Origin of the sequence: Sabulibacter ruber (genome assembly GCF_017355955.1) — a bacterium.
In the GTDB taxonomy this organism is placed as follows: domain Bacteria; phylum Bacteroidota; class Bacteroidia; order Cytophagales; family Hymenobacteraceae; genus Nibribacter; species Nibribacter ruber_A.
Window position 1 is genome coordinate 1104281 of sequence record NZ_JAFFID010000001.1, and the last position, 18868, is coordinate 1123148.

Sequence of the window (18868 nt, forward strand, 5' to 3'; positions counted from 1 at the left end):
ATAGAAAGCTATTACCAGTGGTGATGCACAGTATCCATCAACGAAGTCACCCATTGGTCAGCTGCCATATAAGAATTCTTTCCCTAAATGAAAACCTATTGATGAGTCATTGGGTAAGAGGTTTTAAAAAAGGCAATAATAGCCAACCTTCTCACCTTTTTACGATCGAATGACATATAATCCTGCCCCATCTTGGCCCGAATCTTTAAGCTCCATTCACCTAAAAAAGCTCTCGTTTCATCAAAAACGAACGTCCCGTCATGGAGAGTACCGAAAACGCCTGTCTTACTTATTATCCCTGAAACACTTCTACTAGTATCAAGACTTGTACTTCCCATCGGTGTTTTTAACTCCGCTTCAATATCAGAAGGTTCATCCAAATCACCTAATAGCTTTATTTCAGTAAAAGAAATAGTTTTATTTCTGGTGTAAAAAGGGAAATGCTCTGGCGTTAAAGTGAAAACAAGTTCCTGTTCCGCACCAGCTGGTGCAGGTTTAAGAAACCGGTGCCACTCACTTGGGAAAACACTTTCTAAGTCAATTAACTGAATACCTTTTTCAGGTAATATGCTGCGTAATTCCTGCAATGCCCCATCACGCAATTGCTGGCCACCATCTATGGAAGAAAAACGCATATGCAGAATTACATCGGTTATAGTCCGGCGATCAAAGTAGTTTGTTTCTCTAGGAAGATCAAGCTGCCAGGTGCTCTCAGCTCCAGCACCTTCAAAAGGCAAGTAACGTTCATCTCTAAAATCCAACTGAAAGACGCCACTATCTTCGAGTCCGTGGCTGGTGGCAATTGCCTGTGTAGGAACAAAATCAGGGAAAAACCTGCTATCGGGATTTCCTGAACTGGACTGATCCTTATACGCTGGATTTACATCATTACTGATTCGCACTTTACTCTTTTTTAACCGTAAGGTGCAGTTAATGCTTGTATAAGGGCCTACTACGCATGGAATTGATATAGTTACTGATTTAATCCTTCTTTTATAATGACCTGGATAATCCATGTCGAACAACCACTCTGGTAGCACCACTTCACAGGTCCCATTCTCAATAAGCTCTATTAAGCTAAGAGGATCAATCTTACGTAAGGAAATATGCTTTTGAATTTCAAAGCTACGCTTATTCTGCTCAAGGTAGGCAATTTCCAACCTTTTAAGGGCCTGTTGCAGCCGCTCCCCGGAAAGCAATCCTTGCTTAAGGCTGTCCCAGTATCCAAACTGAATGTAATTAGTTGGATCATCAAGTCTGAGGGAAAGATCATTTCGGAAAGCTTTCTCCGCCTTTTTAGCCTGATCATAGGCCTGTTTGTAACTCTCAAAATATAGACCTGACAACTCTCCGGTCATCCAAACATATAATTCCTTGTTCGTAAATTTGGAATGCATGAGGCTATGCATCTCTTGGTTTTGCTGTACCATCAAATCATGGTTATCCAGTTCGATTTGTGCAATAGCTAACCGTACCTCTGTCGCTATAATCTGTTTTTCCAACTGCTTCATCTCTGATTCGGCCACATCTTTCTGTAACTGCCACTCCTGGCTCCGGCGTTCATAACCAGCCATTGTCCCCACGAGTGATCCTGCCGATCCGGCAATAGAAGCCAAAATGCCTAAATTCTGAGCTGCCCGATCAGCCGCATTGGAGGTATTACTACCCCCAACCTGGGTAGCCGCAATAGGGAACCCTGTAATAAATTCAGGTAATAAACTAAGAGACACTGCTCCCATCATAACGCCAGCTTGAATGCCCTGTATTCCTAAACTGGTACCCATTAATGTAAGCTGCGTTGCCTCCAGTAGACTAATTGGTAAAGTTAGGTTTCGGCTATAGTAGTCTTTCCGAATCTTTACCGTTTCTAAAGATCGCTGCAGTCCTTGTAGATTAGCCTTTGCTTCATCAATTTGCCGCTGCTTAGTCTGACGTTGTGCGTTAAGAAGTACTCCTTCAAAGCTTTGTCTCAGGAGGGCCATCTCTTCGGCATCCTTTTTCTCTAAAGCAGATAGTAAAGCACTCCCATACGAACGGACCTCTGCACACAATTGATTGGCGTTCTGCAGCAGGTAAGTAAACCGGTAAGAAGGTACGCCTGTATTAATATCAGCAAGAATTGCACTGAGGTCAATACCCGCTTGCTGAGCGCGGATAAAAAGTTCAGGTTCAATAGCGTTCTCAAATGGGGATAAGTCTGTTATAACACCATCTATGTTCTGGCAGTACCGGATCTTTCGCTGGCGATCCTCAATTATATCCCAATATTTTAGCAATTTATCATTCTGAGGAATGCAGAAATATAGATCCTGATGACTCACTAATAACTTGCTCCATCCCGAGTCAATCAACTTGCGCCATTTATCAATATTTAAATTTTCTTCTTTTAACTTACCGTTTTTTGCAACTGCTTTACCTTTTTTTACCACACCATTATAGCTCCTGGTTAGCTTTCTAATCTCTTCCAGTAACATACCGGAATGATCTGGTCCTAATGTAAAGTGCTCCAGCTCAACTAGGGTGTTCGCTAGAGCATCTAGAGGTTTAAGTTCTTTAAATGATTTAATGGGTGCTTTTCTATGTGGAAAGATAGTTTTGGGCTTAGGGCCCAATATTGCCTCGGCTCGGCGGTATAACAAGGCCGCCATGTTTATTGAAGTTATAGTCTCCTGCCGAAACATTTGGTCACCCCAAGCAATCAGGGTATCTAAGTATTGCATAACTACTCCCTTTTGTAGCGCAGTTGGGCGCATACTGGCTAACAAATAGGGATTAAATGGATTCTGCTGCCATGCTTTAACTTGGGCCTCAGCTGTGAGCTGAGCAGTAGTTGTACCTGCTCCTGCCAGATCCAGCATAAGTTGACGAACGCTTTCCCTTTGATATGCTTCAGAAGAGGCTTCTACAAAGGGTCTAGGACGCCAGTATTTTCTTGGTGCTAGTTCATTGCGACTATCCGTAGGATCGAATACAAAATGCAACCACTTCAAAGCATCCTCATGCTTTTGATTAGCCGATAGCCTCTCGGCAATTAGCAGTGGACCGTGCACGAAAAGTTCCCAATTATAGATTGAATAGGCGCCGGGAAGCTCATAATCAATATCTGTCGTGGGATAGGGCTCAAGAACCGCTTCAGTCGGATCGTAAGTATCCTCAAAAAGTTCGTTATTATTTAATTGCTGCAAAGAGGGGTTCATGAGACCAGGAGATGGCAGACCATACCGATTTAATTGGCGAATCACTTCGGTAATATACGGATGATAGTGTGTGTGGAAGCTTCCAGAAAAAAAACAGTAGGTGCGTTTTGCATCTTGAATAAAAAACTGATCATCAAGTTTTCCGTCGTCTGTTGTAGTATAGGAATTTGATTCATTTGATGGTAGCCATCGCTTTTGATACTGATGGGGGGCAATTACCCGATAAATAGAGGGATGATAATCAAGGGATTTAAGAAGATCTGGAATTACGCATTTTTTCAGCGTTCCTTGGGGATCATCATCCTGAGTGATTGGCTCACCGGAAACGAATTGCAAGGCACTTTGTAAGGCTCCGAATGCAAGATCCTGAATATCTGCCAAAATATCAGTAACAAAGTCAAAAGAGCCTAAGTCAGGTTTATGGGTATTCAGCGCACCATAAGCGTCGTCGAGTACAAAAGATCCAAGGAATTTTAGATAAGTACCATCATATACATTATTACCTACATCAATACCTAACCGGGTAACATGAGATTGAATTACTAATTGGTCATCGTTTTCGATACGACCATTAAAGGTGAACAACCGTTTACGATCAAAAGGAGCATCTGGTGCTTTCTTTTTTCTTGCGTCTTCATTTTCCTTCACTTCATCTTCTGAAGGGTAGCCCCCCTTACTTAATATTTCTTGAAATTCCCTGAGAAGCGGACCTGTCAAATCTAGAAATGTCAATTTAGAGTTTGACATTTTCTTAGATGTCCATTGCCCATGGCGATATTCACTCCAAGCAAGTTGAATATCATATTGTTTTTTAGGTAAAAAATCAAGAACACGAAAAAAGGGATGAAGGCTAATTGTATCGAAAACCAGCTTCAAACCTGCCCCTACTGCTTCAATAGCCTCTTTTAAAGGATCTGACGGAAGATCCTCAAAGTCTCTTCTCCTTATTTTAAGATCATGAAGATCAACATGAACAGCATCTTCAATTGCTTCTAATAACTTATTATAAGCACCAATAAGTGAATAAACAACTGCTCCTCCCGCCTGAGACACTTGTAATAATAGATTCACTACATCAAAAAAAGGACGTAGAAATGCATCCATTTTAAAAGGGCTCTCATCCTTCTCTGATATAATGGGCCAAAATAGATACAAACGACGATTATAAATGATGGGAATAAGATGGTCGCCTTCAATGTCCACGTCAACCTTTTCCCATGGTGTCCAACAGATTCGGTTTAATAGTCGTCTATAGTAATAGTGATTTGGTGAGTTTCTGGTGCGGCCAAACACGTGGATAGTATCACGCCCTTTAGGACCTTCCTCCACATACATACCACAAATTTGCAGCCGCGAAACTTCGTCCAGCTTTTCCAAGTAGTGCAGAAAAGCAGTTTCCGCCTTGTCCATAGAGATGTCATGCTGCATCAACTCATCTTCCAGTTCCTTAAAGAATGGGGTTTTATCACTACGCCATTCCTGTTTCAGGTAATTCTGCGGATAAAGGAATACCTTCCGGTTGGCTTCCCAGGTTGGATAGTTTCGCATCCATTCCCACTGAACTGCCCCCTCATCTGAGATAGCTACTTTGGGTTCTAAGTTCATAAGAACGCGTTCTACAAATAGCTGCACAGTTGAAATTGCAGAGTGTACCCGGGTCGTTTTTCGGCAGGAACTCATTTCTACGTCCAGCAGAAAATGATCGTAAAGTGACCCGGAACTTTCCTTGTTCCAATCTGCTACCAGATAATCAACTAAAGCCCGCCGTTGTTGCTCACGCAGTTGATCCCGGATTTCCTTAGCCACTGCTGGCCATTGGTCAGGGCCAAGTTTGGTACGGAGCACTTCACGTGCTATCCCAACAAACTTTGACGCGAACCTCGCATCTTGATCCCTCAGCATTAAGTCATTGGGGTACAATTGATCAACCGGCAGTCCGATGCGCCCAAGCAGTTTGAAACAGCGGCTTACCAGAAAGGGAAGCTGTTCATCCCTGAAATGATACGGGAACTGCGTATTAAGCGTGCTTACCACATGTCCGGTGGTATTGTTTAACAGCCCAATCAAGTATTTTAAATCATTAATATGCCATCCAGTCAGCTTATTGAGTGTCGTGATATAGTCGCTACGTTCCCTTCGCGTTGTGGCATCAAAAGGCAAAGGCAAATCGTCTGAAGACCCACTGGGGATACCTTGGGCAATACGAAAAAGCTTTGCATATTCACTCTTGTGCTCGGCAACAATTTCGTCTCTGAATTGTGTCCAACGGATCAATTTCTCCCAAGCTGAAAAGCGTGTCCGTATATCAACTAAGGATTGAGGTCCTTGAAGAGGCAACTGAGCTAGGTCCAGGTATTCTAATGATGGACCTGTTCCGAATAGCCAATCTATTTCGCTCACCTCTTGTATACCGATTTTTTTGATGACGACCGTAACTTTATGTAGCCTTTCGTAAATTTCATCAAAAAGCACAGTACCTGCGGGAAGTGGATCCTGTTTTAGCTTAAGGAGTTCATCCATGAACGAGGTGTTCGCGGAAGTATTTAGCCATTGGGTTAAGAGTGAAGCACAAACGGACAGTTCCAGGGCAAAATGCTGAGCTATACGTTCAGCAACGAATGAAGTATCGTCCGCTCCTAGGCCTGGCGATCGAAGTCCATTCTGGATAGAATCCTGTAATGCCTGTCGGACAACCGGATCAGGACCGTTGCGGCGTTCACCTTGGTCTACGTGCACCAGTAAGTAATTTAACTCAGATAGGGAAAAGGACGAAACTGACAATGTCTCCCAACGCTGAATGAAGCGCATGGTCAAAGTAGTGGAAGGAGTGCCGGTACTATCCAGGAATGGGTCCCCTGCAAAATTAATAAATGTGAGCAGTTCAGTCATCTTAGCTCCCAGGTATTTAGCTAGCGATGCATACCTGTAAACAAGGGATAAGTTAGTAAGCGAGATATCACTGTCAGCAATACTCAAAGTAGAAATTAGCATCCTACCCTCTTCGCTGGAAATCCCCAATGCACCTGCTAAATCAACCTCATGGGCACCAAACCGCCCAATGCTACCACTATTTACATCAGTCAATGGGAAGCGTGTTCCTCCTGGCAAGCCCCGTTGCTGCTTTTCAAACACCTCATAGTAAAATGAATTAGTACGAGGAAGGTGTTCAGAATTATAATTAACAATATCCAGATTGGCCCACCAGCTCAACAATTCAGGTATCGAAACAGAATGACCTTCTTTAAGTCGTTGCACATGAGACAGCTTGATTAAAAGGGGCGCATCCAGAATAGGTGTATTATTAAAATCCTTACTTGACAGTGCAGTTAAGGCACGATCTAAATCATAAATAGACCATCCAACTTTGCGCCACAATCGAAGTATCCGGCTAATAAATCCAGCCCCTTTTATGTTTAAGCCATCAATTCGGATATGGTCAGGATTACAGTCTGTAGGACTATTAAATTCTAATGTTAGGCGGCCCGCTGCTTGGACCGACTTGAGCGATAATAGTGTAAGTAATTCCGGATAAGATAAGTTTGCTTTGCTAAGAAATTTACTAACGTTTTCCAAGTCCTTTAACCAATTCAAGTTAAGTACTTTGTATCCCCATAGATGTTGAGCGAAGGTAGGCGTTCCTGATTGGATAGGCTGTCCCGTAATAAGTTTCCGCTCATTGGTAGAAAGGGAGAATACTTCGCCTACAATCAGTTCGTCCGTTAATATCCGAACTTCCGTCAGTTCATAAAATTGCTTTTGATTGTCGGGATCATTAGGAATTACCAATGGGGTGAAGATTTCCAATAATTCACGCCGTGAGGTCCCGAGTCGCTCTTGGATAATCCGCAACTCAGTGGTGTAAATATCAAAAGGGAGGGTGAACGGGAAAACGGTGCTGGCAAGTTTCTGGTAAGCATCTTCATTGATGTGATCCGGGATAACGCTCAGGTCTTCCTCGCTGGATTCAGTTTGATATGCCGGAGATGACCTGGGGGACACTGCGTTTTCCAGTACTTCATTGACTATATCTATATATGGAATGAGCGTGTTGGTGTTTTCACAGGATAATTTAATATCCACTATTTCCGGCCGCCGCGCCTTTTGTACATAGGAGCCATCTTCCGTCAATACTTCCAAGGCATTTTTGCTACCCGCGTTGTTGTCTGGGTTCTCCAGAAAAGCGAGCAGGTCCACTAGATAAGCTGCCGGGCTAAACAGCGAACGGCAGCGTTCACAGGAACACAGGGACTGCTCTTGAAATAGGTTCTTCAGATTGGGACTACTATCCCAAACAAACGCAGGAAAAGGTGTAACAGTCGTTTCTACCCCATTAAAAATCGGATTAAATTTAGTTGCCAAAAGGGTCGTTTTCGACCATGTCTCCTGAGCTCTGCTGTACAACTCTTCTGCTTTTTCTGCCTTAACATTCATTTTTCCCATGGCAGCCATAAATGCCTTCTTGCCTCTCTGCACAATATCATAAGCAGATTTATATCCGGCATTTAATAAATGCTTCGTCTCTTGATAACCTGCCCCCAGCCGTAATAACCGTTGGCGGATCTTAAGCGAATCGATCAGCCTATTTCTCTGATCTTCTGATAATTGCTTTGTTAATTCATTTTTTTCTAAAAATTCATGAATGGGAGTTCGCAACAAATTAAATTTATTTGCTTCCTGGAGTGTATTTAAAAGATCAGCTTCTGGTATACCTATGTTTGTATTATCATCGCCCGGCATATCCCGCAGCAGGGCAGTGGTAGGATAAAGTTCTGAAGCCCTGTTAAACACCTCAGTGGTAATTAGATGGCTATTATCAGGATCAGTTCCTAAAGTATTAATAACGATTTTATTGGTTTCTTTGAAGCTTAGTCGGGCTGCATCCTTTGGGTTTAAAAGATTTGATGTTAAAAACTTAGCTAATCTGGGTTCGCCGCTTGCTATGAACCCGAAAACTGCAGATTTCCAAACCTTTTCTTTCATCGGCCTGCCGATTTTCTTCTCCCGCTTGAAGGATCGCCAAAAGAGCTCATCATTACCATCATTAAACCGCCACAACTGAGCTATTTTTTTTGCTATCTGCTTATCAACGCCACTAAGCTCGAAGATATCATTAAAAGAAAGTTGTTGATCGGATAATCGTTCTTCTCGCACCTCTTCCAGGGTACGATCCTGGAGATTGCTTATGATTGAATCAACCTCTTTATTGTCCAACTTTTCAATCAAACCTTTTGACATGGCAGCACGGATAGACCGACCCAGGCGTTCAGTAGTTAATCCTTGTAAGACTTTCTTTTCCGTGCCAGTATTTGTCACTACAAACGCAAAGGCAATATCAACATGAATAGATAATTCCTTAGCGAGTTTACGCGCAGTAGCATAGCGTCGAACGAGTTCTTCAGGCTTTCCGGAAAGCCTTGCCACCTCTTTCCATTCGTGATCTTCGACCTGGTCGGCTTTGACCCCATTCAATACCCGGAGAATATTCCGGTGCAGGACATTGTACTGGGAAGATGGTTTATGTACTTCCAGGTCTACCTTCAAAGAGTGCCTTGGACGATACTCGAATTCCTTCCTTATGGTGGGCTTTGTTCCTGCATTATCTTCCTTTCCAGTGCTATCTTTCTTATTTCGTGGTTCCTTCCCATTGCCAGTTGATTCAGGTTCCTGTGTGTAAGCCTCGACAATGAGATGAATAACAGTAGCTTTCTCAAATGATATATTTTTAAGCTCCATTGCTAAACGGTACTCCCCATTATTGTCCGTATGGGTAGTAGCAACGGACTCTTCTGTTCTCAACCTTTTATGTTTCACCAAAAGCCGGTAGCCCTTTAACGGAGTACCATTTTCATCGGTAACCTTACCATAAAGCATGGAACCATTTAAAGGCTTCTGCCCATTATCTTTAATTACCTTATTTACCTCCAGAGCCTTTGATGTGCCATTACCCTGCTTAGGATTTCTTTTATTAGATTCCATTAGGTTTGGAGTTTGAGTTAATTTCAAAACGGTTGAGTTTGGTTAACTCTCAGGCTCATTTTTCTTACCTCCCTGGAGTTCGGGAGGAGCATAGAATAGGGTCACAATACTCTGATAGGCTAACTTTGTGCTTTTGATGCGTTGCACGATGTACTCCCTAAACGAAAACAATAAAAGCAATATGGCCGGCCAGGTTGGTAAACCAGTCAGCAAACCGATCCACTGAAAAATTATTATTAGCGCAACCACTAAAACAAGGCTCCTGAAAAATTTAGAGATAGCCATTGCCCGGTTCACCTGCTCTGCTACGGACGGATACCAGGTATCAAGGATGCAAAGTGCCCATTTGAAGGTGTTGTCTCTTTCAGTCGCCGGCTTTGCTTCAGAATCCATAAGGTGTTTAGCAGACACATAATTTTGGTCTAGCTTAAGTTCGAGTTTAAGGTTAAAGAAGGAATGAAGGACTTTACGCAGAGGGTTACTCCTATATTTTTCCCAAAACTCTTCAACTACTTCATCAGATAATTTGCTAGATTTAAGTCTTTTTAAGTGAATCTTTTTTTGTTCTCTACTTAATTTTTTAGCTTTTTCTATTTTTTCTTTTTTTGGTTTTTTGATTTGCTCTTCTAAGTTTTCCCGGTAAGGATAAATTTGCCTTCTGATAATATCATATACAACATCCATTCCACCTGCCACCGAACCCAAGTAATAACCAAATCCAAAAGCAGCAAATACAAAACTTACCCAGAAAATGGGGGCGTATAGTTCTTCTAAAGCATAACAATATAATGGCTGTCCAATTGTATTACTAGTGTTGAACCATGCAGGGTGCTGAGCCTCCATTGCAAGGAGTATAGTTACCATCGCGCTACCTGGTAGCAGTATGACGATAAATTCTGTAAAGCCAAGGAAGAACTCATTTGGTTTGAAATCCATTTTAACTAATAATCAGAACTACCACTCCATAAACTTCTTATATTCCATTATCACCTATATATAATCAAATATGAGCAATCAGAATTATTGACCAGGAAAAAGCTTCCAAGTTGCACCGGTTGTGGGTCCTGTAACTTGCCATCCCTCACCTGAAGGTGAATTGAAGTAGACATCTCCAGTTCTATTATCCTTAAAGACTTTGGAACCATATAGATTTCGAGAAGTTCCTACTCCTACTATGTCTCCCGTTTTGTATTTATCATTATTCTCAAGTATGACCATATAAATGTTTCCACTTTGCGGATCAATAAGCATATTGGTTGAAAGCTCTCCATTTTTAATAATTTGAAGGTCTTGACTAGATTTTGTAATAAGTGCCTCTATTCGGCTTTTAGAAAGAGCTCGTTGGACTATGATAGGATCAACCTTATTTGCTTTAATATCATCAATTTGTTCTGGGAATTCTAACCAATCAACCATGTCTGATAGTCCACCTAATATTGCCAAACCAGAACCAACTGCGCTTAAGGCCATTGAACCAGTACTCGCAAATCCACGATTTCTGCCGCTTTTATTTCCTCCAGCAGCCTTTTTAACGTCACTTCGTGAAACGTAGTAGGAATCACCTTTTGCACTAAGCCCACCTGCAGGTAAGCTCTCCCGTGCCGTGATTGCAGTATACGCCCACCCTCTTTTAGCTGCTGCAGCAATCTGTCGAGCCTGTTGTTCGGGAGAGTCCATCAGTCCAGTCATTGTAGATTTGAGCTCAATCATAAGTTTCCGCTTAGGAAATGCAATATCAGGTCGAGTTCCCTCGGATTTCATTAATGATTCGGTTACAGCGTCGCTCCATTGTTGTTTAACCCAAGACTGTGTTCGTTTATGAGCCTCAATGCCGATATCGCGTCGCCACCTAAAAAAACCATCCTTTCCTTTATATTTTTTAGGATCATAAGGAATATCCTTCTCTGCAGCAATTAAATCTGATCGAAAATGATGGTACACCTTCTGCCTAATAGCCATATGGTCATCCTCCAAAGATTTTGAAGGATCTTCTCCACTAGTTCCTGTTGGATCAAAAAATCTAATTGGATTTCCTAAGGAATATTGGTAAACATTGAGTCCATCCGAAATGCCTAAAGGGTCACAACTTATCCACTTACCAACCCAAGCAGCATAATATCGTAAACCGTGGTAATAGAATCCGCTTTCTTCATCTCTTTCCTTATTAGTATACCTAAATCGTTTTGGAGTTTCAGTTTGGTTGCGCACCGCTTGGTAGGACGTACTTCCGTAAGGGGTATATTCCTCGTATGATATTATTTCTGCTTTTTCATTAAGCTCTAAGCTAACTGAACCCAGGTGGTTTCCTAATTGGTAACGGATTAATTGCCGAGGAGCTGGGTCATTACCTGCTGTATCTAAAATGCACTTCTCTACTAAAGCAATTCGTTGCTTGTCGTCCATGATGTGCAGGGTCTCACGTTGCAGAGAGATTACAGCGCCGCTGTTGCGCAGCCGGAATATTTCAAAGCCACCAAGGTAGATCCGCTCTTCTATGAGGGTAGTGGATTTCTCCCACACCTTACGCACCCTTTGGCCACCTGAATCATAAACATAATAGGCAGTTCCTCCTCCTCCTAAATCCGTCTGCCGTAACTGATCCCTGTAATCCCAGTGCATGTTAGCTTCCTGCTGATTCCGGTGATTGCCCAAATGGGGCATTCGGATTATATTGCCATGCTCATCATGCAGGTATGATTCCGTGGTGGGATTATTGGTGCCAACAGTTGTATGGCTTAGCCTATTACTTTTTTTTGTTTGCTCAATCTGGCTGGCTTCCTCGTAGAAATAAGCACGTCTCCAGGATGCGTTGTCGGAGCAGGTGCGATGGTGGCTCATTTCTAAAAGGTTGCCCACTTCGTCGTAAAGGTATTTCTCACAGTAGCGTCCAATTGCATTGCCGTCGTTAGGGTGTGGCAGGCGAGTGCGCTGTGCATCGTCATGAGAATGTGGAATCGGATTGCCGCCAACTTGCCCCAGGTGCTCGCGGCCCGTAGCTTGAATCAACCGGTAGATTGCATCATATTTATACTCGGCGCTGGGCTCCACCACCTTACCATCAAAGAAAACCCGTTGTTGCGCATCGTCGCGGATGTAGGTAATGTTGCCTACAGGGTCATATGTGTAATAAAGGTTTTGTAAACCACACTGCATGTTCTTAGGTGGAACTTTAGGTGCGGCAAATTTAGGTTGAGGATCAGTACCACAATCTTTTGTAAATGCCAGCCCTCTTCCGGTGTAAAGGTGGGTTAGGCGGAATGTTTCCGGATCGTACGTGTATCTTGTCGTTACGTGATTTTTATACCTGATTTGTAGGCGCTGCCCTTTTGCGTCATAGTCAATCCTACTAACCCCCACTGGCGAAGGTGGTATAAGATTCACCTCTAAAATGCTGTCCGGAATGTTAGGGCGGTCCAGCCAGACGTCAACCCTTTCCAATAGGCTTGCTTCATTGTAGGTAGGTTGTATAATACTAAGCTTAGTGCCTGCCTGATCACTATGAGGTGCAATAATTTGAATTGGACGGTTTAAAGCATCGTAGATAGTGCCATTGGAAAAGGTTTCGCTTTCCACAAGCTTTTCCAGAGCTGCCTGTAATGTGGAGTTGATAAACTTTACAGTAGGATTGGCGGGCAATACCAAATTTACTGCATTCCAGTCTAACGCCTTTTTGTATTCCTGAGCCAGACGCCTGGAAGCCATTGCAATATTACCTTTGAAATCGTAAGCTTCGTTGCTGGCAACACCTGCTAGATCCAGCTGCAGATACACCTTTCCTCGTAAATTTCCCAGCAGATCTTCCGGGTGTTGTTCGCCGTATACCAGCCGCTCGACTAAAAGCTCCCGGTTGTGGTTGGCAGTGTCAGCCCCAGTAACATAAGAGCGCAGCAAACGACCTAAAGAATCGTACTCAGTCCGGAATTGATGGCCCCTACTATCCCAAGCCCGAATAAGCTTACCGGAAACATCGTTGAGCATCCATCGCTTTCCAGCCTCCATGCTGGCCTGGTAAACGCGGTTGCCTAACATATCGTAATCGTAGCGCATCACGATACGATCTTTCGCATCAGTTATCTCCCGCTGATTGCCTTCAATATCTAAGTTAATACGGGTAGCGAAATAAATAGGAGCACCATCGGGTTTAAATCCGTTATGGGCAAAGGAAAGATAAGAACGTCCCAAGCTATCGATAAAATTGACTGCCGGAGTATCCGCGTGTGGTAAAGTATGGATAGCGGCTTTCTTTTCAGGCGCTAAAACCGGCGTATCCGGTGGTGGAGCTGCCGGGTCAACGCCCCTTTGCTCGAGCCATGTTTTCCAGGTATGCGGTTGTGTTGCGGTTTGCTTAAAGTATTCGGCAACGTATCCTGACACATCAGTATCAGTTCTTGGGTCAAGCTTAACCGTATCATTCATATCCCAGGTAGCTTGCTTCCAGGCATCGAAAATTACTTTTTGATAAGTATTGTTGGGATGCAGTGTCACCACTACCCGTTCGACAGGATCATAGAAGAGAACGGAGCTTACCCCTATGCGCACATCAAATTCGTACTGGTGATTATCGGTGAAAAAAGGTTCATACTGGCGAACAGGTTTCCCCTTATTGTTATACACTGTCCAGCCACTACCCACCCAACGTGGTTTGCCATCATTTGAAACCATCTCGGGTTGATTGTTAACCACTACGATCCTCCTAGTGGTTGGATCACGTTTTGGAACCGGTCCTGGTTCGGCCTGAATCTTCCTTTGGATTTCCTGGCCAAATCCATCTGAATAGGTAAAACTATGCTGTATGTTTGTCTTTTGGCCGATTACTAATTCCGCATCGTGGGTTTCACGAACCAAAGCATAGACAACGGAGGGTTGTGGTGCAAGCTGGTTCTTTGTGCGATAGTAGGCGAACAAGTCGTAGACCAGGCGGGTAGTGGCTTGCTGCAGGATAATTTGTGGGTTATTTAGTGGATTTTGCAAGTGGGTAATAACTACCGCTTCCGTCAGGTTTGGGTCAAAATTATTTAATGAATCACCCTGCCGGGGATTATGCTCCGGCTTCCCCATTACTGCTGTACCTACTACCATGCCAAGTGCGTCATAAGCCACAATTGAGCAGTTTCGGTTAAAGTCCATAATTGAAGTTGATTGCAACACCCGGTAATTATGGCCCATACTTGCCAGTGGTTTGGTTGGGTCAATATCACGTTCCCCCACGGTAATATAATTGTCGAGGGCATCCCGGGTTTCCTGTACCAGCAGGTTATAGGCATCATAGGTGACGGTGGTCTCGGTACTGCCCCTACTGGAATGGAATGGATCGCGGTAGCGGTGCGGCAAAAAGAAATGTTTCCGTGCGTAAACCAGTTCCTGCGCTGAGTTATCGGTTGCATCCGGCGAGTAAAACATTTGTCCGGAGGGAATCCACCAGTTTGCATCCCCTTCGCTGTGAACGTACCGGCCCTCATTGGCGAGCATGTCGTTACTCACTCTTTCTCCAAAGACCTTTGTAACTAAACCTGGCGAAAACGCTAGCCTATAGCTCTCGAATGGAAGTGCTAGTGATTCCAGTTCACCAGGCTGCAAAGGTTCGATTAAGTTATTGCGACGAAAACGCGTGCGAGAATGTTCTATCAACCGCTTCTGGAGGACACCGGAAATGGCACTTTCTTCATAATGAATAGAAACAGCAGTTCCCATGCCATCCATTAGCTCCTGAAAAGTAAAACGCCTGGTATTAGGTTGTAAAACTAATCCCGTCACTTCATAGGTTTGGGATTCGCAGGGCAAAGGGGAGCGGTAATCGTTTGCCGCATGGATGTGGTTAGTAAAATCGTTTTCAGTATAAGTAATTAACAACTGTCCTTGTTTAACCTGGTCTCGCGCTTCTAACCCGGAATCGGGCTGGCGCCGACCGTAGCTAACGGCAGCGGATTTAAGCACATTACCAAAATCATCTGCCTCCAGCGTCAGGGCATGTGTAACGCGCGGGTCACTCGGATTTCGTTCATAGTGATAACTGATTACTTCCCGGGGGTGGGTAAAAAACACCGCGTGTTGGTTCCTTCCTTTTGCTTGCAAGCAGCGAATGGTAAAGTTTTGTTCAGTAACTATATAAGGATGTTTTTCTTTTGTTGTTTTATCCAGGGCATACACTTCCTGGCGCAGCATCATACCCTTCAAAGCCCGGCAGGCCTCCCGTTCCACCTCAACGGATAATCCAGCTGGTAAAACTGTATCTTCGAGCAGCAGTTGCCTGGCCTCTGCATTGCTTAAGCCGGGTTCGCGATAATATTCTCCGGCTTCTCGGTCATTCCTCAGTCCGGCAAAGTAATCAGAAACATTATCCCGCCCGATATGGATACCTGTATGGAACCAGGTTTTTGTATATACAGGTGGTACATGGGATAGATTATCTAAATTTGTAGCTACTGGTAAATCCTGATCAGCAGTAAGGGCTTTAAACTCTTCCGTATCCCATTGTTCCACCATACCAAAGCCTCTAAACTCACGCTCAAATCCATCAAAATAGCCGTGATGGTACGCATAATGATTCACAAAGCGGTTGCCGCTAATGTGATCGTAGGTCTGGACCCACTCCACAACATGAACAGGAAATGGTAGTTTGGTAATCCAAGGTTTACCTATCTTTTTATCCTCAATGTAAAATTTGGTTGAGGGTGCGTAATGCACCTGTGTTTCAGCCCCGAGGTTATTAGTAGATTTAATGAGTAGGTTTGGTTTTTGTCCACCCATCAGGTCAATATAATGCAACGGCTTCGGGGAATGATTTGGCAAAAGGGATGACCACACCAAACAGGCGGTGCCATTACCCAACAAGTCAGCTATTATGACTGAGGAAAGGTTATCTACTACAGGAACCTGACTCAAATGAAATGGTTCACTCCAACTGTTACCTGAGCGATTGAAATATAGGCGGACAGTATGCCGGCCTAAGTAAATGATATCAGTAAGGCCAGAACCATCTATATCGGCCAGCCGAATGCGCTGCTGATTAAACTGATCCGAATGGTCAAACATCGGAGCACCATCCATTGTAACTTTTGCTCCAAAGTGGCCATAACCTAAATTAGGCCAATAGCAAACCTCACCGTTACGGATGCGCACTAGGTCCATAAGACCATCACCGCACATATCTGCCAGATAAACCGATTGGGTACCATCCGCCAGCACTAAATTAGGCCCTCGCTCCTCATCCGATTGCTTTGAAACCTGATTGGCTGCGCCAAAACCCCTTTCGGCTAAAGAAGGATGCCAGGTCAATACTTCGTGTTCAGTAATTAGTATATCGGCATAGCCATCCCCATTTAAGTCTACAAAGCGTAAGTTTGGATCATCCCAAGAGATGTTAGGCAAGTGAGTAAATTCCCTGAATAATTCCCATCTCTTGTCATTAGTACGTTCAAAATAACCTGGATTAGAACCAGATAAAGCCACCACGTCTAAATGGCCGTTTCCAGCCAGGTCAAGAAGTTGCTGTTGGCCACTACTCAGATTAGCCAGTGAAGGCTTAAGATTAACTACCTCCAAGGGACCAAAGCTGCCATTACCCACATTTGGTTTATAAAACCACGCGTCTGCTTGCTCCGTGAGGATACCCGAGAGCCCTTCTCCATCAAGGTCCACCCATTGATAAGTAATGCCATCCAAGCCAACGGGTAGGTTCTCTAAGCTCTTAGTATCAAGCTCGCGTATGTCTTCCTGAATTTTTGCCTTGCTATAATCAAATTCGAGCGGCGGAAGGGATTTTTTGAGATAAGTAAAGTACTTCAGACCATTATGAGACAACTCAGCTTTAGTATCATCCCGGACAAACCCCGACTGAATAATCGTCTTAATGAATGAGGCATAACGGGTGCTGCCTGGATGAGCAAGCTCCGCTTCATTAGTAGAAATTTGTGAATAGTCTAAATCAACATAATCAAATTCAGTCGAACGTACCAGGTACGGTTCTTCTCCCAGTTCCTTAAAATTATGGAACATCAAAACACGGCGGCAACGTCTATAAGTCCGTACTTCAAATCCTGATCGGTAGAAAGAGAACGGGTCTGGTCGAACTCTCCAGGCAGAAGGACCGGAGAAAGCAGTAGCTCGAACAAACTGGTGCTGTTCAGCTTGAGAAAAGGCAGGATCGAGACGGAGTTCCTCATAGTGTTCTTCGTTATAATCAAATACCACTATAAACATCCATTCTTCATCTGGCAATAATCCTGCTTCCGTTGGGTTCCAGTTTCCGTCCCGATTAGGAGTCTGGTTGCCATACTTAATGCGTTTTAAGTAGCGATTGGCTGTTCGCTCCCGGTTGCGCTCATTTGCTTGGGAAAGGTCAATGTTCTGTTCATTTTCGGATTCATATTCATAGACCATTGCATTACCTTTGTCATCGTAACTTTCGCAAATTAACCAACTGAAAATGCGCATAGGATCGTTGGGATCTACAATACAACTATTAAATGATTTTCCGTAAAGTGTAGTAATATTGTCATGCGTGATTGAGCGCCAGTGGATTTGTCCCGTGGCTAGGTCTGTCCAGCGCTCAATTCGGGCGAATAGCCCCTCGATACGGGGAAAGTAGCGGTGGATGGTGTAACCCGGTGCGGTAGCGGTATCCTCATGTCGGCTACCATCGGAATTGCGCAGTGGCACCAGATCTTCCGACCCAGAAAGCAGGAATACGTCTGATTCTTCACCATCGTTGTATTGCGGCAGTCCTTTATCAGTCTTGCGGGTGATCTGTGGCAAACTCAGGGACCAACCGAAGCCAAATAAGCCATTCCCCGCACCGGAGTCGTAGGAAAGGGTGAGCTGTGGCCCGAATCCGGCACGGCCAGGGCTTATGGCAATAGGAACACTCATAGATCCGGTGCCAGTGACGGGGTTTGCGGCAAATTTTTCGCCAATACCCCGGATAGCACCTCCTCCCTTGGGTAATGAAACTTGCGGTGCTTGAAAGCCGCTATACCCATCTCCCGCTTTATTGCATTGATCCACACTGCCTCCAGATTGTATACCGGCACCTTTACCATGCACTGATTCCTGCGATGGGTTGTAGAAACTGGCGTTTGGTCTCATACTGAATCCCTGAAACGTTTTAAAAAGAAAGTATTAACCCTTGGGCGTCAGAAAAGAAGGCTTGAGACTGAAGAATCAGACTATAAGGTTCCACAAATCTATATTTAGAATACTAACCCTTCAAAAGAGGAAGTGAAAGGCCAAATAAGCTGCAATAGCAGGAGTTCTGGTGCAGTATTCAGTAGTGATTTATAATGCTTTGCAATAAGTAATGATCAAGCAGTGGCCAACATTGAGAATAAATAGAGGCGAATCATTTTGTTGGAATCAATATTTGACGAGAAAAAAATCACGAGTAAAATTGAAAAATGCCGCAACTTTCTTTCAATTGGGTCCATTTATGGTGCTCTTTCAAGAAGCCTAAAACGGCTTTACATACCGAATCACCATTCAACGTTACAAACGTCATTGTTGAAATTACTTTAAGAACCGGGTTAAAACAATACTTAATTTTTAGTATTTCAACATCCAATTCATTTATACCGATTTCAGTACTATAAAGAGAAAGGGCACTGTGGTAAAAGAAGGGTTATATTATGTTCTTATAGCCAGCATTTTAGAAACTGACTCAATTGGCACCCTATTTCTGGAAGCAATTCATGGTAGTGAAG

3 protein-coding genes are annotated in these 18868 nt (G+C 43.7%); all 3 read right to left on the bottom strand.

Annotation, left to right across the window (positions count from 1 at the left end):
* Positions 1–95: 95 nt before the first annotated feature.
* Positions 96–9173: a Tc toxin subunit A-related protein gene (locus JT719_RS04700; RefSeq protein ID WP_207431336.1), complete on the bottom strand. Its 9078-nt coding sequence runs from the start codon at positions 9171–9173 to the stop codon at positions 96–98.
* A 42-nt stretch (positions 9174–9215) separates the two neighbouring features.
* Positions 9216–10109: a hypothetical protein gene (locus JT719_RS04705; RefSeq protein ID WP_207431337.1), complete on the bottom strand. Its 894-nt coding sequence runs from the start codon at positions 10107–10109 to the stop codon at positions 9216–9218.
* An 84-nt stretch (positions 10110–10193) separates the two neighbouring features.
* The gene (locus JT719_RS04710) at positions 10194–18257 is read right to left on the bottom strand and encodes a SpvB/TcaC N-terminal domain-containing protein (RefSeq protein ID WP_207431338.1); all 8064 of its coding nucleotides are present in this window, start codon (positions 18255–18257) and stop codon (positions 10194–10196) included.
* Positions 18258–18868 lie beyond the last annotated feature (611 nt).

Coding starts and splice junctions, on each gene's coding strand:
- JT719_RS04700 (WP_207431336.1), bottom strand. CDS start 9,173: ATGGAATCTAATAAAAGAAATCCTAAGCAGGGTAATGGCACATCAAAG.
- JT719_RS04710 (WP_207431338.1), bottom strand. CDS start 18,257: ATGAGACCAAACGCCAGTTTCTACAACCCATCGCAGGAATCAGTGCAT.
- JT719_RS04705 (WP_207431337.1), bottom strand. CDS start 10,109: ATGGATTTCAAACCAAATGAGTTCTTCCTTGGCTTTACAGAATTTATC.